Below are 23,561 nucleotides of genomic sequence, written 5' to 3'. Positions count from 1 at the left end.
CTCAATTTAAAAAAGAAAGTGGGGAAATGGTTTGTTTAATCACGATTGATATTGAGATAAAACACGTGGGTGAGTAATTCAACAAATTTATGAACGGCGACTGAACTACTGTTTTTGTGGTAACTGACATACAAGTCCAAATACGGCAGTTCAATATCTAAGGCACGAATGACTGTATTTTTCATGGTCAATGGTGCAACGTAGCCGGGTAAGATGGTGCAACCTAAACCCATGCCGATCGAGTTGATATTAAACAAGATATTATCGGCTTTTTGTACAATATTAAATTCAATACCATTGCTTTTGGCAAACTCTAGAATGGTATTATGTAGCGTCAAAGACTGTTCCGCAGCAGGAATAATAAAATCAACACCATTCAATGCTTTCACTGGAATTCGTTCATATTTTGCTAAAGGATGATTTTCCGGCAAAATAAAAATCAGCGGTTCTCGAAGTACAAATAAGCTTTCGATTTCATCACTGTTTAAATTTTGACGGGTAAAAGTGACATCCAGATCGCCTTTCTTTAACAGCTTCATTTGCTCAGTATTATTGAGACTAAGCAATTCAATTTTTAAATCTGAATTTTGTACCCGTAAATTGGGTAATACATAAGGAAAGATTTTCATCTCGGCTACGGGCACAAAACCAATCCGCAACATTTGCTGTTTGGCTTGTAGGACTTGGCGTGCCATAGCAATGGCTTTGTCTGCTTGAGCCAATGTGAGGCGAGCTTGTTCTAGAAATACGGCACCTTCTTCCGTCAGTTCAACTTTACGCTTGGTGCGATATAATAGCTTTACACCGACATCTTCTTCGAGGTCTTTAATTTGCTGACTTAAAGAGGGTTGCGCGGTATAAAGCTTTAACGCAGCTTTACTAAAATTCAGTTCTTCTGCAACGGTGATAAAATATCTTAGGTGTCGTAATTCCATATAACTAGTCCAATGAGTAATCCAAAAAATGTCTTACTATAATTTGGGGTGAGTATAATCTATAAACAACTATGCCGTGAAGATGATTCTGCTATTTAGAAAATAAATGGTTTTTAGTTTTTCATGACCATTTCAATATAAGAAAAAAACGCTACGAATAATCCATAAAATATCTTAATTGAAACAAAAAAAATATTTCACTAAACGCTGTGAAAAAACCATCATCCACTAAAAGTTGAGTCTATTTACTTTGTGACTGAGTACGTCACAGGAGAGCTTTTCATGAGTGGAAAAATTGATGTGCGCGAAATTGACGCTTTGGTCGATGCACAAAATGGACGTATCTCGCCATATATTTATACCGATCCAGATTTATATGAATTAGAGCTTGAACGCGTTTTTGGTCGTACTTGGTTATTCCTTTGTCATGAAAGCCAAATTCCTAAAGCGGGCGACTTTTTCAATACCTATATGGGTGAAGACCCGATTATTGTGGCACGTCAAAAAGACGGCTCAATCAAAGCATTTTTAAACCAATGCCGTCACCGCTCTATGCGTGTGAGCTTTGCAGACTGTGGTAATACACGTGCATTTACTTGTCCATACCACGGTTGGTCTTACGGTGTTGATGGTTCACTCAAAGACATTCCATTAGAAGATCGTGCATTCCCACAAGGTGCATGCAAAGAGAAATGGGGTCTGGTTGAAGTGAATCGTGTTGAGTCTTACAAAGGCTTAATCTTTGGCTGCTGGGATGAAACCACACCTGATTTAATCGAATATATGGGCGATATTGCTTGGTATTTGGATGGTGTGGTGGATCGTCGTCCGGGCGGGACTGAGATCATTGGTGGTGTGCATAAGTGGGAAATTGAATGTAACTGGAAATTTGCAGCGGAACAGTTTGCATCTGACCAATATCATGCCTTGTTCTCTCACGCATCAGCCATCCAAGTGTTGGGTGCAAAACCAGATGATGAGTCTTCTAAAAAATTAGGTGCTGCACAAACAGCGCGTCCAGTATGGGAAACGGCGAAAGACGCGATCCAGTACGGTTCACGTGGCCATGGTTCAGGTTTCTTCTTTACTGAAAAGCCCGATGCAAACGTCTGGGTAGATGGTGAAGTGGCGAACTACTTCCGTGAAACCTATGACGAAGTAAAAGAACGTCTAGGCGAAACGCGTGCATTGCGTCTGGCGGGTCACAACAACATGTTCCCCACTATGTCATGGTTAAACGGTACGGCAACACTTCGCGTATGGCACCCACGTGGGCCAAATAAAACGGAAGTCTGGGCATTCTGTATTGCCGATGCTGAAGCGTCGCAAGAAGTGAAAGAAGCGTTTGAGCGTTCTGCAACGCGTGCCTTTGGTCCTGCTGGTTTCTTGGAGCAAGATGACTCTGAAAACTGGATTGAGATTCAAAAAGTATTACGCGGTTATAAAGCGCGGAATAACAAGCTGATTATGGAAATGGGCTTGGGTAACGAGAAGAAACGTGAAGATGGTATCCCCGGGATTACCAACTACATTTTCTCTGAAACTGCGGCACGTGGCTTATACCGCCGTTGGGCAGATCTATTGATTCATGAAACATGGGAAGAGGTCGAAAAAGCTGCTGAGCAATATGAGAAGGAGCTAATGAAATGAGTCAGATCAGTTTAGAACTTCATCATCAAATTAGTCAGTTCCTCTATCGTGAAGGCAAAGCGCTGGACGATTGGAAATTCCGTGATTGGCTGGATCTATTGGCAGAAGATATTTCTTATACGCTGCGCACGACACCAAATGCACAAACCCGTGACCGCCGCCGTTCAGTTGAACCGCCAACCACGTGGGTATTTAACGATAGCAAAGATCTTTTAGAGCGTCGTGTTGCACGTCTTGAAACGGGCATGGCGTGGGCTGAAGAGCCGCCATCACGTACTACACATATGGTGTCGAACGTGATTGTAGAGCCGACAGAAGTGGACGGTGAATACGATGTGTACGTCACGTACTTGTTGTACCGTACCCAAAAAGAGAAAGACGTCACCATCTACTGCGGTAAGCGTCACGACAAATTACGTCAAGTTGAAGGTGGCCTCGGCTTCCAAATCTTCAACCGTAAAATTACCTTAGATCAAGTGACCTATAACTCACATAACCTGAGTGTGTTCTTCTAATGAATAAGATTTTTGTTTGCCAAGTTGATGAATTAGACGAAGGCGAAGCGCTAAAAGTAGATTGCGGCGTAAACGGTATTGAAGCACTGGCAGTGTTCAACAATGGCGGAGAATTCTTCGCCATGAATGACCGTTGTTCACATGGTAATGCATCGATGTCTGAAGGTTATCTGGAAGATGACGGTACAGTTGAATGCCCATTGCATTCAGCACGTTTTTGCTTAAAAACAGGTGAGGCATTGTGCCTACCAGCAACTGATCCAATCAAAACCTTCCCAGTGATTGTTGAAGATGGTCAATTGTTCGTAGAGATGGCAGGAGAGTAATCATGGGTTGGCTACAAGGCGAAGTTGCACTCATTACCGGTGGTGGTTCAGGCTTAGGCTGGGCTTTGGTTGAGCGTTTTTTACAAGAGGGCGCACAGGTTGCGGTTCTTCAGCGTTCACAAGCTAAAGTGGATGCTTTGCAAGAACACTTTGGTGACCGTATTCTTGCAATTGCGGGTGATGTGGCCAACTATGCAGACAATGTCCGTGCTGTTCAAGCCACTGTAGAGCGTTTTGGTAAGCTGGATTGCTTCGTGGGTAATGCTGGTATTTGGGATCATTACGCAGATATCGTCAATACCTCTGGCGAGCAGTTGGAAACAGCCTTTGATGAAATCATGGGCATTAATACCAAATCACTCATTTTGGGTGCCAAAGCTGCGCTAGATGAGTTAGTCAAATCTGAAGGTTCAATCATCTTCACCTTGTCTAACTCTGCGCTGTATTCCGCTGGTGGTGGTCCAATCTACACCGCATCTAAACATGCTGGTGTGGGCATCATGAAAGAATTGGCCTATGAGCTTGCACCAAAAGTACGCGTCAATGCGGTTGCACCATCAGGTATGAACGTCAATATCAAAGGCGCTGCATCATTGGGTCAGGAAAACTTGGGTCTACTTGATGCGCGTGACCCTGAGAAAATTGGCCGCGGCATGCCATTGGGTTTCTTACCTGAACCTGAAGATATGACTGGTTCTTATGTGTTACTGGCATCTCGCGCTAATAACCGTACCCTGACGGGTGTTTTAATTAATGCGGATTGTGGTTTGGGTATTCGCGGTTTGCGTCAGCCACGTGCAGGTTTTTTTGACGAGTGATTTATTCACTGAACTATTCATAAATTAAATCCTCCCCTTGCGAAACAGTGGTTCTCATCCTTTCAAAAGGAGGGAGTATCTCGAATTTAAATCAAAATTTCATATTCGAAAGTTTCCCCTCTTTTCAAAGATGAGGAATATATTCCGTAAGAGGGGAGATTAAGAAGTACAGACATTGCTGCTATTTCGGAGTCACATATGGCCGTTAAACTGATTTGCGCTTCACACAGCCCACTCATGGAATTTGCTTCGCCACAGCGTGTAGAACAGGAAACCAATGTTCGTGCTGCATTTGAAAAAATGGCGGCTGAAGTTAAAGCCTTTGATCCAACTTTAATTATTACTTTCGGCCCCGACCATTTTAACGGTTTTTTTTATGACCTCATGCCAAGTTTCTGCGTCGGTATTCGTGCCACAGCCGCAGGCGATTGGAATTATGGTGCAGAGAATAACAAGATTAATGTGCCAGAAGAAACAGCCCTTAATTTAGTGCGTCGTGTCTTGGATGAAGGGGTCGATGTTGCTTACTCTTACCGCATGCAGGCCGACCATGGTGTGACTCAACCTTTGCATTTCCTATGCGATGGTCAACTGGATCGTTATCCAACCATTCCAATTTTTATTAATGGTGCAGCAGCACCAATGCCAACCACTAAACGTACGGTGGCTTTAGGTCGTGCCATTGGTCAGTTCATCAAATCACTGAACCTTGAAAATGAACGCGTACTGATTTTAGGCACAGGGGGATTGTCACATGATCCGCCTACACCGCAAATGGGTTCAGTTCCACCTGAAGTAGAAGAATTTCTAATTGCAGGGCGCAATCCATCTACTGAAGCACGTCATGCACGTCAAGCCAAAATTATTGCAGTCGGTCAAAAGCTTGCAGCAGGGGATACTTCTGTTGCCGTGCCTTTAAATGCTGAATGGGATATTGCCTTACTTGAAACTTTCAAGAAGGGCGATTTCGCAGCGATTGAGGCGATGACTGAAGCCGAAATTCGTCGCGATGGTGGTCGTGGTGGTCAAGAGGTTCGTTCATGGATTGCCGCATTTGCCGCATTGTCTGAATTGGGCGAATACCACATGACCACGCAAGTCTATGAAGCAATTAGTGAATGGATTGCTGGCTTTGGCATTGTATCGGCAGAATTGAAAAACTAAGGAAGGACGGACATGAGCCAAACGAATATTGCAAGCATTGTTATTGTGGGTGCTGGTCAAGCTGGTGCAAGCGCCATTTTAGAACTTCGTGCCAATAAGTATGCAGGCAAAATCATTTTGGTGGGTGACGAAACACATCTGCCTTATGAGCGTCCACCGTTGTCTAAAGATGTGATCCTCAACCCTTCCGATACCAAAATTGAAATCTTGTCAGAGCAAAAACTAGCAGATCTCAATGTTGAGGTGATCCGCGGCAATGGCGTAGTGAAAATCAATAGCGATGCGCATAGTATTGAGCTTAAAAATGGTGAGGTTATTGCTTACGATAAATTATTGCTTACAACAGGTGGTGCTGCGCGCCGTTTACCAAACTTTGATGCTTTGGGTAAACATGTTTATACCTTGCGTAACCTTGAAGACTCTCAAGCCTTAGTCCCTGTGCTGCAATCGGGCCGCCGTATCATCTTGATTGGGGGCGGTGTCATTGGTTTGGAACTCGCATCAAGCGCATGGTTTAAAGATTGTGTTGTGACTGTCATTGAAATGGGTTCGATGGTAATGGGGCGTTGTTCACCGCTTATCCTGAGTGAATTTTTGCTTGAACAGCATCGTGCTAAAGGTGTCGATGTCCGTCTTGCAACGCAAATCGCTGATTGCCGACTGGATCAAAAGCAGGATGGCGAAGAAATTGTGGTCACTTTGGCTTCTGGTGAAGAACTTCGTGCCGATGCTGTGGTTTACGGTATTGGCATTGTACCCAATGCGCAACTGGCGATTGATGCTGGCTTAGACGTGGACGTCGCGATTAAAGTCAATCAAGATTGTCAAACGTCAAATTCAGACATTTATGCCGCAGGTGATGTTGCCACTCAATTACGTGACTGTGGTCATCACCGCCGTGTGGAAACTTGGGAAAATGCCAACCTGCAAGCGGGAATTTTTGCGCGTCATGTGATGGGCGTTGAACATCCTAAAGCCAATCCAGCATGGTTCTGGACTGATCAACTGGATATTAATGTCCAATTTGTCGGTGATATGGCAGCGGCTGAATGGCACGTCCGTGGTGAAATGGATACAGCGAAGGGGGCAGACAATTCATTCGTGATGTACGGTGTGACTGACGGTCAAATTGTTGCAGGCATTACCGTCAATGCGGGCAAAGAAATGCGTCATTTGAAAAAAATGATCAGTAAAAATACCGCATTTGAAATGGAAAAACATTTGGATATCACACTAGACTTACGCAAAATTGCTTAAAGTTTGTAACGCGATCTTTGAACAGCCCTGTGCTTAGCACAGGGCTGTTTTTTATGCATGTTTAATGCTGTGTTTATCATCCGGAACGTTCATCTGCTCGATTATTTGGGTATATGCTATATTCAAAATAACAGATTGAGCATATTTTGACTGCATTAAGCTGACTAATAAATTTCTCATTTTCCCTGACAGGCATGCGCTTTTAAAAACAACAAAAAGATAAACCAGATGCGCCATGCTTTCGTTACTATAAAGAGCTGGGGACAATCATGCTCGCTGTATTGGATAACAATAAATTCAGGACAACTTTAAATGTCTGACTCAAATAAAATGGTGGTGTATGCGGCTTTACTGGGTAATTTAGCCATAGCCTTGGTCAAGTTTGTCGCGGCCTATATCACCAATAGTTCAGCCATGCTGAGTGAAGCAATTCATTCCGTCGTGGATACGCTAAATGAAATTTTACTGCTCTACGGCATCAAAAAATCGCAGCAGCCTGCCAATGTGAAGCATCCATTTGGTTATGGGCGTGAACTGTATTTTTGGGCCTTTATTGTTTCCCTAATGGTTTTTGCATTGGGTGCCATTGTGTCGATTTATCAGGGCATACAACATGTGCGGCATCCTGAAGAAATGCTCAATCCGAGTTTGAATTATATTGTTTTAGCGATTGCGATTGTATGTGAAGGAGCATCATGGCTGGTGGCGTTAAAAGCGTTTCGTCAGGTCAAAGGTCAGCAAGGTTATTTTGAAGCTTTCCGTCGCAGTAAAGATCCAACCACTTTTACGGTATTATTTGAAGACACCGCGGCTTTATGTGGTCTGTTTATTGCGTTGATCGGGATTTATTTGGCGCATCAGTTAAATATTCCTGAGTTGGATGGCGTGGCCTCGATATTGATTGGTATTGTGTTGGCTGTTTCTGCTATTTTATTGGCGCGGGAAACCAAAGGTTTATTGCTGGGTGAAACTGCAGATCCACAATTACGCAATAACATTTTACTGATTGCGCAAGAAGACAGTGCAGTCTTGTCTGCGAATGGTGTTTTGACTGAACAGATGGGTGCACATCAAGTGCTTGCCTCTTTAAGTTTAGAGTTTGAAGACCATTTGCAATCGGATGAAATTGAAGCATGCGTCAACAGAATTGAAGCGAAAATTAAACAGATTCATCCTGAAATTGTGGCATTGTTTATTAAACCACAAACGAAAAAAGTGTGGTTGGAACGTATGAAAGGACGTTTGGAATAAAAAACGTGATATACATGAGGGAACATTCGAAATATCGGATTTTGAATGTTTAAGTCACACTAAGAAATTGAATGTACATGAAGCAAAAGCCCGAAAAATTACACTTTCAACTGCCTACACAAGAATGTTGGTCACATAGTTGGCGTCAGCCTGCATTGCAATTTATGCATTCGAGCCAGCATGATGGTCAACGATTTTGCAATGTTTTACCGCGTCCACAAGGGCGTGGACGTGCAGACCTATTAAAATGGTTATTAAAACGCAAGTCATCGACATGGAATATCGATGTTGCCAAAGAACATGCAGAATTTCATGCCGTTAAACGGGCCATGCCTCAAGATCGTCCACAGGCCAGCATTGATGATTGGCAGGTCTGGTTTATTGGGCATGCGACAGTACTTTTACAAATTGGTCCGTATAACTTATTAACCGACCCTGTATGGTGTGAGCATGTTGGGCCGAAGCAAGGCAAAGGGCCAAAACGGGTCATTCCTGCGGGCATTGCGTTACAGGAATTACCGACCATTCATGCGGTATTACTGAGTCATAATCATTATGACCATATGGATTTAGCCAGCTTACAGTGGTTGCATCATCAATTTGCCATGCCGATTTATACTGGCTTAGGCAACTCATGGTATTTACCAAAGAGTTTTCATGTTTTGGAAATGGACTGGTGGCAATCGGCTTTATTACATGATTTAAAAATTGTTTATACGCCTGCGCAGCATGGTTCGGGACGCGGCATACGTGACCAAAATCGTGCACTGTGGGGTGGTTTTTCTGTTTTAGCAGGTAAAGATCATTGCTTCTTTGCAGGGGATACGGGTTACTCGCCACATTTCAAAGAGATCCAAAGTCGTTTAGGCGCACCACGTGTTTCACTTTTGCCGATAGGTGCGTATGAGCCACGTGAGTTGATGCGTTATATGCATATGAATCCACAAGATGCGTTTCAAGCGCATCAAGATTTACACTCGAAATGTTCACTGGCGATTCATTACCGAACCTTTCAATTGACTGATGAAAGTCGTGAACAACCTGAGTTAGATTTAAAAGTGGCGATGAAAAATACCTCTAAATTGATGACCCCTTTTTACTGCGTGCGAGAAGGGCGACGTTTGGTGGTTTGATGCTTTTAAAGCTGACTGTTTCTGAGCTTTAAAAGTTGAATGGCAACGATTGACAGAACCATCATGGCAATATTCATGACCATAGGATTAAATGCCGTGGTGAGTTGTAACGGATCTGTGATCATGATCAGGAGTAATAATCCAGTTAAGCCCAAAATATTGAGCTGATGGATCAAGCCTGTTCTTTGCCAAATGAGAAAAGTACAGCCAAACATGATTTCAACCAGACCTGATAGGGCAACACATATCTTTGCCATATCAAGTTCAACTCCCATCGCTTGCCAAATATTAATTTCAGCATTGGATTGAAATAAAATTTTCGGTATCAATCCTTGATAGATCCAGAGAGCAGCCAGTGTCATCTGAATGAGTTGAAGTGGTTTTTCCAAGCATTGTTTATACATCACGAAGCGCATGTTCCAAAAAGTGCTGTTTATTATCGGCAGATGGCAGCAAGCAATCATTGGTTTGACCAAAGAGTTGATAACGATTGAGTGCTACACGGCGGTAGAGAAAATCTCGGATTGGGCGAGGGACGATATAGCCTGCATTCATCAGCGAAAAAGGCAGCCCCAAATGCTGCATGACTTTAAGTAAAGCTGTCGATTCGGTATACAGCTGTCCATTTAGAATGACGACCATGGTGGTATAGTCAGTGGTGGACATCCCATAATGTTTTAAAATTTCTTCTCCCAAAGCCGATTGAGCGGAAGCAAGTTTGAATTTTGAGTATTGATCATTTTTGATCAAAAATTTTGCCCAACCATTACAAATCACACAAATGGCATCAAACAAAATAATGTCATGTTTTTGAATGATTGCGGTAATGCGATGTGCCATGACTGGATTTATTCTGAGTGGCTATGTCATAACTATAGCAAATTTATTTTCGATAAAAAAATAGCGTCAAAAAATGCAAGCATGATTGTTTTTTAAATGTTGTGACAACAGAGCCTTAAATCTTTTAATTCAGCTTTTTAAAATTGAATATTTTTAATTTTTTGCATCTCTTAAATAGGCTTTTTCGATTGTTTCTATTCGTAAAATCCACTTTTGATTGTGAGCTAAAACAGCTATGTTGGTAGGGTAAGTAATTTTATAAACGGTTCTTCACAATAATCAATTGAACGTAGCTTTGGAGTTCAAAAATGACAAATGATACGCAAGCTGCATCGGGTTGTCCTTTCCATAAGGAAGGTGCGAATACCAATATAGCCAGCTCAAATACGGCTTGGTGGCCAAATGCTTTAAATCTCGATATTCTCTCTCAACATGATCAAAAAACCAATCCAATGGACCCAGACTTTGACTATGTCAAAGCTTTTAATTCATTAGACTTGGAAGCAGTAAAACAAGATCTTCGCACGTTAATTAATACCAGCCAAGACTGGTGGCCAGCCGATTATGGCAGTTATATTGGGATGTTCGTACGCACGGCTTGGCACTTAGCAGGTTCATACCGTAAGCAAGATGGCCGTGGCGGCGCCAATACGGGTAACCAACGCTTTGCTCCTTTAAACAGTTGGCCAGATAACGTCAATACCGATAAAGGCCGTCGCTTACTTTGGCCGATTAAACGTAAATACGGCAACAAACTTTCTTGGGGCGATTTGATTGTCCTCGCGGGTACAGTCGCATATGAAGAAGCCGGTCTGAAAACCTATGGTTTTGGTGGTGGTCGTTTAGACATTTGGCACCCAGAAAAAGACATTTATTGGGGTTCTGAAAATAAATGGCTGGATGCAACCAAAAACCGTTATGAAAATGACCAAGACCGTAAATCATTAGAAAATCCATTAGCAGCAGTGCAAATGGGCTTAATCTATGTCAATCCTGAAGGTGTCGATGGTCATCCTGATCCATTAAAAACAGCTCAAGATATGCGTACCACGTTTGACCGTATGGCGATGGATGATGAAGAAACAGTCGCATTAACAGCGGGCGGTCACACGGTGGGTAAAGCACACGGTAATGGGAAAGCCGAATTGCTAGGTAAAGACGTTGAAGGCGCAGATGTCGAATTCCAAGGTCTGGGTTGGCATAACCCTGAAGGCACAGGGAATGCAGGCAATACCATGGTCAGCGGTTTGGAAGGGGCTTGGACCACGCATCCAACCCAATGGGACAATGAATTCTTCTACTTATTGTTTACCTATGACTGGCAGCTGACAAAAAGCCCAGCAGGTGCAAATCAATGGGAACCTGTGAACATTAAAGAAGAAGATAAACCCGTTGATGCACACAATCCGAATATACGCCGTAACCCCATGATGACTGATGCCGATATGGCGCTGAAAGTTGATCCTGAATACCGCAAAATCGCAGAGCGTTTCTACCAAGACCCAGCCTACTTTGCAGAAGTATTTGCACGTGCATGGTTTAAATTGACGCACCGTGACTTAGGGCCGAAATCGCGTTATTTGGGTGCAGATGTTCCTGCGGAAGATTTAATTTGGCAAGATCCAATACCTAGTGTGGATTACATTTTATCTGAAGCAGAAATTGATGAGCTGAAAGTCAAACTGTTGAATAGCGGTTTAAGCGATGCTGAATTGATTAATACCGCTTGGGATAGTGCACGTACTTTCCGTAGTTCAGACTTCCGTGGTGGTGCGAATGGCGCACGTATTCGCTTAGCACCACAAAAAGACTGGCAAGCGAATGAGCCTGCTCGTTTAGCAAAAGTCTTGGCCAAACTGGAAGAAATTCAATTGGGTCTTGCGAAGAAAGTCAGCATTGCCGACCTCATCGTGTTAGGGGGCAGTGCAGCCGTTGAAAAAGCAGCACACGCTGCGGGTGTGAATTTAAAAGTTCCCTTTACCTCAGGCCGTGGTGATGCGACTCAAGAAAAAACGGATGTGTATTCATTTGAAGATCTTGAACCTGTCAGTGATGGTTATCGTAACTTCCAGAAAGCTGAGTTTGCAGCACAACCTGAAGAACTGCTGTTAGATCATACCCAATTGTTGGGTTTGACTGCGCCTGAAATGACCGTGCTGGTTGGTGGTTTGCGAGTGTTGGGTACAAACTATGGCGGTACTCAGGAGGGCGTGTTGACCAATCGTGAAGGTGTATTGAGCAATGACTTCTTTGTAAACCTGACAGACATGGCAAATACATGGACGCCAGTCGGTAAAAACCGTTATGAAATTCGTGATCGTGCCACAGGTGCGACTAAGTGGACAGCGACACGTGTGGACTTAGTCTTCGGTTCAAATTCAATTCTTCGGGCATATGCAGAAGTGTATGCGCAAGATGACAACAAAGAGAAATTTGTGAAAGATTTTATTGCCGCATGGAACAAAGTGATGAATGCAGACCGTTTTGATGTGAAGTAGTTTTCACTGGAATGAAAAAACCGCTCGAAAGAGCGGTTTTTTATAGACTTTAATATATTGAGATTATTTGATTTATAAGCATAGTTGCGTATAAAGTGTCAATTTTATGAAAACTTAAATTTAGAATTACTTATGTCAAAAGCTTTTTTTATCTTGATGGCTTTCATTTTACTTTTTACTAATAGTTTATTGCATGCAGAGACCAATACCCTGAATCAGGATAAAGTAATAAAACCGTTTATATTTGAAATAGGTTCAGATTTTTCAACTATCCAGACTAAATTCAATTTAGAAAAACATACTCCAAACGTGAATTTCATCAAAGAATCAAACTGGTATATATTGGCAACCCCAATTGGACCTATTTCACTTCAAGAATGGCAAGGTAAACTTCATTGCATCGCTTATGATATTGATACAAATGATATAGAGTTAAAAAAGAAAATTATCGAATTTCTATTTGAAAAATATAAAATGAATTTCGAATGGGTGGATAGAGTTGATAACGGATTTTATATCTCATATGAATCATCTAATGATTCTATTCAAGGGATCTATGCTTATTCACTAGGAACAACTATTTCTTTTACCAGTAATGAAATTAGAAAAGCTGAAACAAAAATTCGTTTTCCAAATCTTTAGCTACTAAAAATGCAATTTAATATAATCGAGCTTATACGAATCACATTTTATTAGTATCTTATATATCAATTATATATTAAGTGTAAGAACGAAAAGTGAAGAGGAAAGCCTGTTTTTATTAAAAATTAAGCTTTCCTAAATTTTGAAGAATATCTTCCTCCAAAATCACCCACTCCCCAAACTCTGGCTCGACCAACAAGGTCTGCGACACAAAGCCATAACACACCCGTTGCACATTTAAGCTGATTCGCTTGAGTTGCACTTCATCATCAACATAAGGTTCAAGGATGCTGTGCCACATCTGTACCATCATGGCATAACTCTTTTGATAACTTTCAATGTTTGAAACCTGTCGTTCGAGTAAAAAAGTCTGCGCCCATAAAAACTGCTGAGCTTGAATTTGCTCAAGCTGAAAATGAATAATCTGCTGTAAATAGTCCTCAAAACTTAATCTTGTGGATAATTCCATTTGGCTTTGTGCATAACCTTTTAGCATTTCCGCATTACTTTTCACATGCTGATGAATGGTCAATGCAACCAAATCTTCCTTTTTAGAAAAATATTCATAAAACGTCCCTAAACCGACACCCGCTACATCGGTAATTTCCCGAATGGTAATTTTATGCGCATGGCGCTCATGCAAAAGCTGAACAAAACTTTCTTGTAAGGCTTCTTGTGTCAACTTAGCTCTGGATTGGCGGGGTTTACGGCGGACTTGAACCTTCGGATTCTTCATTGCATAAGCTGAACATGTAACTGTGAAATTTTCTTTATACTGATATGAAAATGGAATAAGAACAAGAGTGAAGTTTGTATGATCAATGCATGGATGAACCATCAAATTAGCAACCAGTTTGATGAACTGGAAAATTACAACCTATTTGAAACCGATACCGTTTTACAAGAAATTTTGTTGCGTTACGGCAGTCAAGATCAAACAACTTTGGCTGAATTTGGGCAGCAGGTGGGTTCAAGTGAATATTACCAATATGCGGATTTAGCCAATAAACATACCCCCATTTTACATGCCTTTGATGCGCGAGGACGCCGTAAAGACTTTATCGAATTTCATCCTGCTTGGCATAAATGGATGGCATTAAATCGGCAGTTTGATACCCATGCTCATCCGTTTAATCATCCCAATTCATCTTCAAAATGGGTGGAATGGGCAGCCCGTTTTTATTTGGCAGGGCAGGTCGAATGCGGCAACTTGTGCCCAAACTCGATGACTTTGGGCAGTATTCCGCTGATTCAGCGAGAACCTGAACTGTGGGCAAAAATAGGCGATCAATTACTTTCGACTGAATACGATGAACGTGATGTGCCAATCAGCCAGAAAAAATCGATTTGGCTCGGTATGGGCATGACCGAAAAGCAGGGAGGTTCGGATGTGCGTGCCAATGAAACCCTTGCTGTGCCAGTCGCAGAGTCAGGACGTGGCAAAGCTTATTTACTCACAGGGCATAAATGGTTTTTCTCTGCACCGATGTCGGATGCCCATTTGGTGGTGGCTAAAACGGAACAAGATGGCTTGGCCTGTTTCTATGTGCCACATTGGTTGGATGATGGAACGAAGAACAATATTTATATTCAACGTCTTAAAGACAAAGTCGGGAATCGAAGCAACTCCAGTTCTGAAGTTGAATTTCAGGATGCTTGGGGCATCATGATTGGAGAAGCAGGACGCGGCATTCCGACCATCATTGAAATGGCAAATTACACCCGTTTGACTTGCTCTGTGGGCAGTACCGCAATGCTGCGGCAAGCTTTAGTACAATGTATTGCTTATACCCGTCAGCGCAAAGCTTTTGGTAAACATTTAGCGCAACAGCCTTTGATGCAAGCGGTACTGGCCGATTTAGCCTTAGAAACCGAAGCCGCCATGCAATTAAGTTTCTATTTGGCGCAGTGTTATGAGTCCGATGATGAGGTTTCTCAAGCATGGAAACGTGTGATGACACCAGCCGCTAAATTTTGGATTTGTAAGCGTACCGTGGAACTCAGTGGTGAGGCGATGGAGATTTTTGGCGGCAATGGCTATGTCGACAATGGCATCATGGCGCGTATTTTTAAAGAAGCGCCAGTCAATACCATTTGGGAAGGTTCAGGCAATGTTATGTGTCTTGATGTACTGCGTGCGATTGGGCGTGATCCTGAATCGCTAGAAGTCTTGTTTAAAAATCTAGCTTCGACAGCCATGCAGGATGAAACATTGAAAGATGAATTGCAGTCGCTGTTTAAATTGCTCCAGCAATCACCTGAGGACTTACAGTTTATGGCGCGCAGTCTAGTCAGTCGTTTAGTGATTTTGGCTCAGGCGGTGCTATTAAAAAAATATGCACCAGATTTTGTATCCACTGCTTTTATTCAGTCGCGTTATAGTGGTTTTCATGGGCGTGTGGTGGGCATGTTAAATCCTCAGCATGTAGATGTAGAACGCTTGCTGGCGAGGGCTTTTGCCGCTTGAATATAGTCCTCTCTGTAGATTTCCTCTCCCACAGAGAGGAATTCTGGAGCTTTTTAAATGAGTAAAATATATCGCGTCTTTCTCTTGCGGAGTCGGGGTGTTTTTCTATTCAAAACAGATGAAGAAAAGGCTTAAAACGAGCCATTCATTGGTATAATTTGCTTGTAAAATGTACAATAAAGCGTATCATCACTTTGCCACATCTCATGTGGCAAAGTACCAGAATATCTTAGCCAAATAGGTGAATGAAATGGCGAAACAAAAGAAAAAGCTAGAAATTGTGATTCACAACTTTGTAGCAAAACACATGCATGAAGTCAATCAAAGCCAAGTGTTTACAGACCGAAAGAAAAATGCAAAACGTGGCTATAGCAAGCACAAAAAAGGGAGATATTCGAATGATTATCTCCCTTTTTCTTTCTGTGCTGTTTTTGGATTTAACGTGGCTTAAGCACTTACAATACGTGTTGCAGATTTCACCATATCACCCAAACCATGCGTCTTAAAATAATATTCCATCCAACTTTTCACGATTAATGGGTTATCCATTTTTAATACATGTTCGAGTTGAACCAGTGCATCTGTCATCGGGACATGGCAAATCGCTTTTCGTACCCGTAAAATATTACTGGAACTCATTGAAAGGGTATTAAATCCCATTGCCATCAATAAGATTGCAGCCAAAGGATCTCCTGCCATTTCACCACAAATACTGATGGGTTTATCGTACTTATGACATTCTTTGACCAAACGGGTTAAAGCACGCAGCACCGCTGGGTGAAAGTGTGAATACACATTGGCGACACGAGGATTGTTACGGTCAACTGCCAGCAAATATTGGGTTAAGTCATTCGAACCAACCGAGAAAAAATCAACCAATTCAGAAAATTCTTCAATTTGTAATAATACACTCGGGACTTCGACCATAATCCCTATTTTCGGTTTGGTGATTTTGACTTGTTCTTCTTCTTGAACCGCCATCCAATCACGCTCAAGCAAATACAAGGCTTCTTCAACTTCGCTGACACTGGTGACCATCGGCAATAAGATATGCAAGTTATTTAAGCCAATACTGGCTTTGAGCATGGCACGAATTTGCGATGAGAAAATTTCAGGATGATCCAGTGTAAATCGAATCCCACGCCAGCCTAAAGCGGAATTATCTTCTTCAATCGAAAAATAGGGCAGATCTTTATCTGCACCAATATCAAGGGTACGCATTACCACAGGTTTATTGGCAAAGTGGCTGAGCTGTTGACGATAAATGGCGCGTTGTTCTTCTTCACCAGGAAAACGATCACGCAGCATAAAGGGAATTTCAGAGCGATATAAACCGACGCCTTTAGCCCCTCGTTGTACGCCACGTACCACATCAATCATCAGACCCGTATTGACGTATAATTTGACGGTAACGCCATCGGGGGTAATGGAATCCTTGGTTTCATATTGCTTTAAATCTTTTGCAATTTGTTCTTCTTCTTTTTGAATTTCTTTATAGCGGGTACGCAAGCGACGTGGTGGATTAATAAAGATCCGGCCTTGATGTGCATCGACAATCATCTCGACATCATCAAGCGTATTGATGGGTAGCTCCGTTACACCGACCACGGTTGGAATACCGAGTGCACGTGCCACAATCACCATATGTGAATTCATGGCACCTTCAGTGGTGACAATCGCGGCAATTTTATCGACAGGTAATTCAACCAAAGCGGCAGTTGAAATTTCCTCACCAATCAAAATACTTTCATCGGTCAGTTCGCGGTGACTGGCATCCGCTTCTTGTAAGAACGCTAAAATACGACGACCCAAATCTTTCAGATCTGAGACACGTTCACGCAAATAGTCATCTTCCATTTGTGCAAATAGCGCAATATGGGTGTCAATCACAATACGAACAGCACCTTGTGCCCAATTGCCGTCGCGAATTTCAGCTTTAATTTCAGCAGGTAGCGCATTTGCATCAAGCATGCGTAAGAACACACTAAACAATGCACGTTCTTCTGCCATTAAGGCATCTTGCATTTTGTCATCAAGCGATTGAATTTCTTGACGCACGGAATCAATAGCATGATCGAGCAGCTCAAGCTCTTCACTAATGTCATCGGCTTCACGGTCAGGAACTGAGGCTAAATCGGCAGGTGGATATAAAATGACAGCACGACCTAAAGCAATCCCGCCAGAACCTGAAATCCCTTGGAAGGTTTTATACGCAGGTAGGCTGTTGGGTTTACGGAACACATCAATATTGCCGACGGCATGTGCATGTGCAATTACACCCGAAAGCTGTGCGCATAAGGTCACGAGAAAAGATTCGGCTGCTTCACTAAAGTCATGCGGTTCTTTATTTTGAACAACTAAAACACCCATCACCTTACGGCGATACATGACGGGAACACCGAGAAAAGAGTTATAAATCTCCTCACCCGTTTCAGGCAGATATAAAAAGCGTTCATGTTTAGGCGCATTGTCTAAATTGACAATTTCTTCACGCTGTCCCACCAACCCGACTAAGCCTTCACCCGTATGCAGTGAAACGTGTCCGACAGCTTCAGGGTTTAAACCTTTAGAAGCCATCAGTAAATAGCGTTGATTACGTTCATCGAGTAGGTAAATGGAGCAAACATCGACATGCATGGCTTCGGCCACTTGGTTGACCATAATGTCGAGTGATTCATGCAAACTGGTGGACGCATTGATTTCTTGTACAATACGTCTTAAGGTGTCCAGCTGCATATTCGACATAAAATCTGCTCCAAAAAAAAGTTTAAATCTATTTTATTTATAACAATATGTTGCTAAAAAATCTGCATTTCCATACGATTTTTTATGTTTATATTGATGGCAACTGATCACACAGTTCCACCATCGCTTTTCGGTATACATCGCGTTTAAAATTCACGACTTGTCCTAATGGATACCAATAACTTACCCATTGCCATTGGTCAAACTCTGGTGGGTCAGACAAATTCAGCTGAATGTTCTTGGCTGAAGCTGTCAGTTTAAGTAAAAACCACTTTTGTTTTTGCCCAATACACACGGGGTCTGAATCCGAGCGTATATACCGTTGCGGCAAACGATACCGTAGCCAACCTTTTGTTTGCGCTACAATTTGAACATGTTCGGGCAAGAGGCCAATTTCTTCTCTCAGTTCACGATAAAGTGCCTGTTCAGGGGTTTCTCCATACTGGATCCCTCCTTGTGGAAATTGCCAAGCATTGTGTCCAATGCGTTTTGCCCATAAAACTTGTCCAATGTCGTTTGCCAAAATGATCCCGACATTCGGTCGGAAACCTTCTGAGTCGATCATTTGGCTACCTAAATCTGCTTTTAATGTGTGGCTTTAGTTTCGGGGATTGTTATTTCTACATCCATCTCGAAAAAAAGCACAGCTTAAATGTTAAAAATTGCTATGATCTTAACGAATTTCTATCGACTAGCGGAGATAGATTTACAAAATTTTTCTTAAATTTCAGTTTTTACGAGTATTTTCATGAAATTGGCTTTATTTGACCTCGATCACACCTTGTTAAACACCGATTCAGATTATTCATGGGGTGAGTTTTTAGTGAATGAAGGTTTGGTTGATCCAACTCGACATCGTCAAATGAATGACCAGTTTTATGAAGACTATAAAGCCGGTCAACTGGATCCGATTGCGTATAACGAATTTGTCTTCGAATTTTTAACTCAACATGACCATGATTATTTGCATGACTTACATGAGTTATTCATGAAAAAAGTGATTCGTCCACAAATGCGTCCTGAAGGTTTTGCTGCCATTGAAAAACATCGTGATGCTGGACATGAATTGGTGGGCATCACCGCAACTTCTGACTTTATTACCACACCGATTTTTCATGAGTTTGGCATTACTGAAACGATTGCCACCAATGCAGAAGTCATTGATGGTCAATATACAGGTAAAGTCATTAATATCGCCTGTTATCAGAAAGGCAAATTGGCACGTTTAGAACAATGGCTACAAGGCAGAAATGTTGAGGAATCATGGGCATATTCAGATTCAATCAATGACCGCTTTCTGTTGGACTATGCCGATCATGCTATTGCAGTAAATCCTGATGATCGCTTGGTTGTACTGGCGAAAGAACAAGGTTGGGATATTCAAGATTGGTCGATATGATGTATGCATAGTATTTTTAAAATGATATTGAAAATACAGCACTTCTAAGTGCTGTATTTTTATTTATGTGTATAAAATCCTTACATTTTTGTCCTTCATTTTTAACATGAAGCTGCTATGTTATGCATAAGAATTAAAATGGATGGAGAAAAAAATGAGCGCTGTACGCCCAAGAATGACTCATTTATTTGAACAATTAGGCTTAGAGGCCACTGAGGACGCGATTGAACTTTTTATTGCGACCCATCAATTAAGTGCACATACCAAAATTACTGAAGCGGATTATTGGTCAGATGCGCAGCACCAGTTTTTAGCTGAAAAATTAAAGTCCGATGGTGAATGGGCGATTGTGGTTGATCAGCTCAATGAATCCTTACATGAAGAATCAACCAATCGTTAAGATAGATTAAATAGATGCAGATGCGGGATTGAAAGAGATGAAACTTTTCTCTCCCGCGGGGCTTTAACCCTTGATTTTCATCATTTCAATTAGCTCTAAAACGGCCTTAGATTGGCTGCGCCCAGGGTGCCAAACCATACCCAATTGACGGTGCATTTCAAAATTAATATCCAGTTGTTGTAAATCTTGATTGATTAAAGTCTTTGGCAAAACGGACCAACCAAGACCAATCGAGGCTAACATGCGAATCGATTCGAGTGGGTTGTTACTCATGCTGACTTTCGGTTTTAAACCACGTTTTTCAAATTCAGCCAAAGTGATTTGACTGGTATATGTCTGTGCAGCAGGTAATAAACTTGGATATCGAATCAAATCTTCAAGTTGTAAATTTTTTTGATTGGCTAGAGGATGAAAGGATGCCGCGACAAAAACCAAAGGATCATCCCAAATGTTCACATAACTCAGACGAGCATCGCCTTGAGGCGGTAGGGTCAAAAATGCCAATTCTAAGTCACCCGCAAGTACTTTTTCATGGGCTTGTTCAGAATCAACAAAATGCACATCTAAAGTGACCTCTGGAAAGGCTTGAACATAATTGCGTAGGTGATTGGGCAAATGATGTAAACCAATATGATGGCTGGTGCCTATTTTAAGCTTACCTTGAACTTGCCCTTGTTCATGACTGAGGGTGTGATGAATATCCCCCAGTTCATTGAGCCAGTTTTTTACTTTAGGCAGCAGGGAGTGAGCGGCATGAGTGGCTTGAACACCGCGCCCCGCAGACTCAAACAGCTTTACACCAAAATATTCTTCTAAACTATGAATTCGTTTAGTGACTGCAGGTTGGGTAATAAACAACAGATCGGCAGCCATAGAAATAGAGCCTGTTTCCATAACTTTAACAAAAGCTTCAAAAGCAGCAAGATTCATATGAGTAGTCTGGTTATGAAATATCAAAATAAGTATAAAATATTTTTATACCAAAAGTGAATGCCAGAATAAAAATCAAAGCTAAAAAATGTATGAAGATGTGAATGCACGAGGTAAAAATCACAAATCACTTCATAGTAGTAAAGTGATTTGTGGAAAGAATTAAGCTTGAACCTACAATATGTTTAATATTCTAGACCGTCATGTTCTGGCTTTTTTGCAAGTTTGAGGCATTTTTTTCCCAAACTTTTTCATGAAAGAAAAATGCAATCGCCTGAATGGTCGGTTCAAGTAAACTCAGCGTTAATGCCATCCAGATACTGCCTGTGACAAAATAGCCAACCAACAGTGCAATGCCTATGTGCATAATGTAATAACTACAGGTCTTCTTTAAGGTTTTCTGGTTGTAAGTAACAAATTTTTGAATATGTGCCATAAGGGGATTTCTCAAGCTTTATCTTCGGGATATGATTAAAGGATAATCAGTCTTATTTGATTTGTAAAAACGAACATTTTGTATATTTAAATCGGTTTTTTGAATTAAAAGCCAGTTAATCTAAAAATCAATCAATCTAAAAAAAGTATCAACTCTTGATCTATTCTTAAAGGATGTAAGTTATGCATATTAAACATATAAAATATCTCCTCGATTTGTTTGAGGAAGCCGTAGAAAAACGTACTGCGGTTTATGAGCTTGCCGATGATGAAAATGATGAAAATCGAGCTGCGGCTGAATGTAGTGCAGCAAAAGCGGAATTAATTAAGGCGATTGAGGAACTGCTCGAGAGTAAAGCAGACCCATCTACATAATTTTATTTTTAACCGTCAACAAGCATGGCAAGAGACAGCTGAAAAATTATCTAGCCTTTTGAATACAAATAAGAAGGTTGAGATGTTGCTGTGCTTTATTCAATCTGGATTGTTGGCTCAAGCGATGAATTCATCTTGATCATTTCAATAAAATGCTATGTAAATAAAAGGTTGGTTTAAAGGTGTCGATATGAAATATTGTCAGCATAAGTGGTTTTGATCTGTTAAAAAATTAATTCCAAAAAGTTTTCAAACTAATAAAAATGATAAATTAGATTTATGTAAATACGTGGTTATAATCGAAGTTAATAAAAGCATTACCCAGTTCTATGGAGCACGTCGACATGGCAGGCAATACCCAAAAAGCAAAGACTTTGTATGACAAATTGTGGGATGACCATTTAGTAAAACAACGAGATGATGGTTCAGCCTTACTTTACATCGACCGTCATTTATTACATGAAGTTACTTCACCGCAAGCTTTTGAGGGTTTACAGCTTGCAGGTCGTAAACCTTGGCGTTTAAGTGCCAATGTTGCGACTCCTGACCATAATGTACCGACTTCAAAAGCTGAACGTGATCAAGGGATTGCAGGGATTGAAGATGAAACTTCACGTATCCAAGTGCAAACTTTAGATGACAACTGCGATGCTTTTAATATTGTTGAATTTAAGATCAATGATATTCGCCAAGGGATTGCCCATGTGGTTGGCCCTGAACAAGGCTTAACTTTGCCGGGCATGACCGTGGTTTGTGGCGACTCGCACACTGCAACACATGGTGCATTTGGCTGTTTGGCACATGGTATCGGCACATCTGAAGTTGAACATGTTTTAGCAACTCAGTGCTTAGTGCAAAAGAAAATGAAAAACATGTTGGTTCGTGTTGATGGTGTTTTAGGTCAAGGCGTAACATCAAAAGACGTGGTTTTAGCCATTATTGGTAAAATCGGCACTGCGGGCGGTACAGGTCATGCGATTGAATTCGGTGGTCAAGTGTTCCGTGATATGTCAATTGAAGGTCGTATGACCGTATGTAACATGGCGATTGAAGCGGGTGCGCGTGTTGGTATGGTCGCTGTCGATGACAAAACCATTGAATATGTGCAAGGTCGTAACTACGCACCAAAAGGTGAACAATGGGATGCCGCGGTTGAATATTGGAATACTTTACATTCTGATGAAGACGCGCATTTTGATACCGTTGTGGTGTTACAAGGTGAAGACATTGAGCCACAAGTGTCTTGGGGAACCTCACCTGAAATGGTCATTCCTGTTTCACAAGCCGTACCGACTTTAGAACAAGCCAAAGATGATGTACAACGTAATGATTGGACACGTGCTTATCAATATATGGGTTTAAATGCCGGTCAAGCGTTGGCTGACATTCAATTAGACCGTGTATTTATTGGTTCATGTACCAACTCGCGTATTGAAGATATTCGTGCTGCTGCTGAAGTGATTCAAGGGCGTAAAGTTGCAGGTTCAATTAAACAGGCAATGGTGGTTCCGGGTTCAGGCTTAGTGAAGCAACAAGCAGAAGCAGAAGGTTTAGATAAAATCTTTGTTGAAGCAGGTTTTGAATGGCGTGAGCCGGGCTGTTCAATGTGTTTAGCGATGAATGCAGACAAATTACAACCGGGGGAGCATTGTGCATCGACCTCTAACCGTAACTTTGAAGGTCGTCAGGGCAATGGCGGTCGTACCCATTTGGTCAGTCCAGCTATGGCCGCAGCGGCAGCGATAGCCGGTCATTTCGTCGATGTTCGTTCATTCTAATTG

General features: G+C 41.7%; 24 protein-coding genes. 16 read left to right on the top strand and 8 right to left on the bottom strand.

Annotated elements, in window-relative coordinates; genetic code table 11:
• Positions 1-35: 35 nt before the first annotated feature.
• Complete coding sequence (gene hcaR, locus BLV99_RS00950; RefSeq protein ID WP_092686816.1) at positions 36-935, bottom strand: DNA-binding transcriptional regulator HcaR; 900 nt, start codon at positions 933-935, stop codon at positions 36-38.
• Positions 936-1,217: 282 nt separating this feature from the next.
• Between hcaR and hcaE the strand changes: the two genes are divergently transcribed.
• From hcaE to BLV99_RS00905, 8 genes are all read left to right on the top strand, one after another.
• The gene (gene hcaE / locus BLV99_RS00945) at positions 1,218-2,585 is read left to right on the top strand and encodes a 3-phenylpropionate/cinnamic acid dioxygenase subunit alpha (RefSeq protein WP_092686813.1); all 1,368 of its coding nucleotides are present in this window, start codon (positions 1,218-1,220) and stop codon (positions 2,583-2,585) included.
• The gene (hcaF, locus tag BLV99_RS00940; protein ID WP_086183865.1) at positions 2,582-3,100 is read left to right on the top strand and encodes a 3-phenylpropionate/cinnamic acid dioxygenase subunit beta; all 519 of its coding nucleotides are present in this window, start codon (positions 2,582-2,584) and stop codon (positions 3,098-3,100) included. The genes hcaE and hcaF overlap by 4 nt, the downstream gene beginning before the upstream one ends.
• A complete protein-coding gene (gene hcaC / locus BLV99_RS00935) occupies positions 3,100-3,426 on the top strand; it encodes a 3-phenylpropionate/cinnamic acid dioxygenase ferredoxin subunit (protein WP_067722172.1) in 327 nt (108 codons plus the stop codon). Before hcaF ends, hcaC begins: the two co-directional genes overlap by 1 nt.
• 2 nt (positions 3,427-3,428) lie before the next feature.
• On the top strand, positions 3,429-4,244 hold the full coding sequence (hcaB, locus tag BLV99_RS00930; RefSeq protein WP_092686810.1) for a 3-phenylpropionate-dihydrodiol/cinnamic acid-dihydrodiol dehydrogenase: 816 nt from the start codon (positions 3,429-3,431) through the stop codon (positions 4,242-4,244).
• Positions 4,245-4,442: 198 nt separating this feature from the next.
• Positions 4,443-5,408 carry a 3-carboxyethylcatechol 2,3-dioxygenase gene (locus tag BLV99_RS00925; RefSeq protein WP_092686806.1) on the top strand — a complete coding sequence of 322 codons (966 nt, stop codon included), beginning with the start codon at positions 4,443-4,445 and terminating at the stop codon, positions 5,406-5,408.
• Positions 5,409-5,420: 12 nt separating this feature from the next.
• A complete protein-coding gene (gene hcaD, locus BLV99_RS00920; protein WP_092686803.1) occupies positions 5,421-6,665 on the top strand; it encodes a 3-phenylpropionate/cinnamic acid dioxygenase ferredoxin--NAD(+) reductase subunit in 1,245 nt (414 codons plus the stop codon).
• A gap of 312 nt (positions 6,666-6,977) precedes the next feature.
• On the top strand, positions 6,978-7,916 hold the full coding sequence (locus BLV99_RS00910; RefSeq protein WP_092686797.1) for a cation diffusion facilitator family transporter: 939 nt from the start codon (positions 6,978-6,980) through the stop codon (positions 7,914-7,916).
• A 77-nt stretch (positions 7,917-7,993) separates the two neighbouring features.
• Positions 7,994-9,049: an MBL fold metallo-hydrolase gene (locus BLV99_RS00905; protein ID WP_092686794.1), complete on the top strand. Its 1,056-nt coding sequence runs from the start codon at positions 7,994-7,996 to the stop codon at positions 9,047-9,049.
• A gap of 5 nt (positions 9,050-9,054) precedes the next feature.
• On the opposite strand, the gene BLV99_RS00900 is transcribed toward BLV99_RS00905, so the two are convergent.
• Positions 9,055-9,453: a DoxX-like family protein gene (locus BLV99_RS00900; RefSeq protein ID WP_092686791.1), complete on the bottom strand. Its 399-nt coding sequence runs from the start codon at positions 9,451-9,453 to the stop codon at positions 9,055-9,057.
• Positions 9,446-9,889 (bottom strand): thiol-disulfide oxidoreductase DCC family protein, encoded by a 444-nt coding sequence (locus BLV99_RS00895; RefSeq protein ID WP_092686788.1) that lies wholly within the window; start codon positions 9,887-9,889, stop codon positions 9,446-9,448. Before BLV99_RS00895 ends, BLV99_RS00900 begins: the two co-directional genes overlap by 8 nt.
• Positions 9,890-10,197: 308 nt before the next feature.
• Between BLV99_RS00895 and katG the strand changes: the two genes are divergently transcribed.
• Positions 10,198-12,387 carry a catalase/peroxidase HPI gene (gene katG, locus BLV99_RS00890; RefSeq protein ID WP_092686785.1) on the top strand — a complete coding sequence of 730 codons (2,190 nt, stop codon included), beginning with the start codon at positions 10,198-10,200 and terminating at the stop codon, positions 12,385-12,387.
• Between the two features lie 132 nt (positions 12,388-12,519).
• Positions 12,520-13,029, top strand: a complete 510-nt coding sequence (locus BLV99_RS00885) for a hypothetical protein (RefSeq protein ID WP_092686782.1) — start codon at positions 12,520-12,522, stop codon at positions 13,027-13,029.
• Between the two features lie 118 nt (positions 13,030-13,147).
• Here BLV99_RS00885 and BLV99_RS00880 read toward each other — a convergent pair whose 3' ends face one another.
• Positions 13,148-13,765, bottom strand: coding sequence for a TetR/AcrR family transcriptional regulator (locus tag BLV99_RS00880; protein WP_092687130.1), 618 nt, complete (start codon positions 13,763-13,765; stop codon positions 13,148-13,150).
• Positions 13,766-13,843: 78 nt separating this feature from the next.
• Here BLV99_RS00880 and BLV99_RS00875 point away from each other — a divergent pair, with 78 nt between their 5' ends.
• Positions 13,844-15,496, top strand: a complete 1,653-nt coding sequence (locus BLV99_RS00875) for an acyl-CoA dehydrogenase family protein (protein ID WP_092686779.1) — start codon at positions 13,844-13,846, stop codon at positions 15,494-15,496.
• 250 nt (positions 15,497-15,746) lie between these two features.
• Positions 15,747-15,947, top strand: coding sequence for a DUF7230 family protein (locus BLV99_RS00870; RefSeq protein ID WP_086183855.1), 201 nt, complete (start codon positions 15,747-15,749; stop codon positions 15,945-15,947).
• Here BLV99_RS00870 and ptsP read toward each other — a convergent pair.
• A complete protein-coding gene (gene ptsP, locus BLV99_RS00865; protein WP_086183854.1) occupies positions 15,944-18,241 on the bottom strand; it encodes a phosphoenolpyruvate--protein phosphotransferase in 2,298 nt (765 codons plus the stop codon). The genes BLV99_RS00870 and ptsP overlap by 4 nt on opposite strands.
• A gap of 88 nt (positions 18,242-18,329) precedes the next feature.
• On the bottom strand, positions 18,330-18,806 hold the full coding sequence (locus tag BLV99_RS00860) for an RNA pyrophosphohydrolase (RefSeq protein WP_086183853.1): 477 nt from the start codon (positions 18,804-18,806) through the stop codon (positions 18,330-18,332).
• Between the two features lie 183 nt (positions 18,807-18,989).
• Between BLV99_RS00860 and BLV99_RS00855 the strand changes: the two genes are divergently transcribed.
• Together BLV99_RS00855 and BLV99_RS00850 are read left to right on the top strand one after the other, a co-directional pair.
• Positions 18,990-19,640: an HAD family hydrolase gene (locus BLV99_RS00855; protein ID WP_086183852.1), complete on the top strand. Its 651-nt coding sequence runs from the start codon at positions 18,990-18,992 to the stop codon at positions 19,638-19,640.
• 154 nt (positions 19,641-19,794) lie between these two features.
• On the top strand, positions 19,795-20,040 hold the full coding sequence (locus BLV99_RS00850) for a DUF2789 family protein (RefSeq protein WP_086183851.1): 246 nt from the start codon (positions 19,795-19,797) through the stop codon (positions 20,038-20,040).
• A gap of 63 nt (positions 20,041-20,103) precedes the next feature.
• Here the strand turns inward: BLV99_RS00850 and BLV99_RS00845 are convergent, their stop codons facing one another.
• The gene (locus BLV99_RS00845) at positions 20,104-20,970 is read right to left on the bottom strand and encodes a LysR family transcriptional regulator (RefSeq protein ID WP_086183850.1); all 867 of its coding nucleotides are present in this window, start codon (positions 20,968-20,970) and stop codon (positions 20,104-20,106) included.
• A 193-nt stretch (positions 20,971-21,163) separates the two neighbouring features.
• Positions 21,164-21,406, bottom strand: coding sequence for a DUF2061 domain-containing protein (locus tag BLV99_RS00840; RefSeq protein WP_086183849.1), 243 nt, complete (start codon positions 21,404-21,406; stop codon positions 21,164-21,166).
• A gap of 182 nt (positions 21,407-21,588) precedes the next feature.
• On the opposite strand from BLV99_RS00840, the gene BLV99_RS00835 reads away from it, so the two are divergent.
• Complete coding sequence (locus BLV99_RS00835) at positions 21,589-21,780, top strand: hypothetical protein (RefSeq protein WP_086183848.1); 192 nt, start codon at positions 21,589-21,591, stop codon at positions 21,778-21,780.
• A 344-nt stretch (positions 21,781-22,124) separates the two neighbouring features.
• On the top strand, positions 22,125-23,558 hold the full coding sequence (gene leuC, locus BLV99_RS00830) for a 3-isopropylmalate dehydratase large subunit (RefSeq protein ID WP_092686776.1): 1,434 nt from the start codon (positions 22,125-22,127) through the stop codon (positions 23,556-23,558).
• Positions 23,559-23,561: the final 3 nt, after the last annotated feature.

It is taken from the genome of Acinetobacter kyonggiensis (genome assembly GCF_900107285.1).
In the GTDB taxonomy this organism is placed as follows: Bacteria; Pseudomonadota; Gammaproteobacteria; order Pseudomonadales; family Moraxellaceae; genus Acinetobacter; species Acinetobacter kyonggiensis.
The sequence above is the reverse complement of the archived record's forward strand: the minus strand, read 5'-3'. Positions and strand labels throughout refer to the sequence as shown.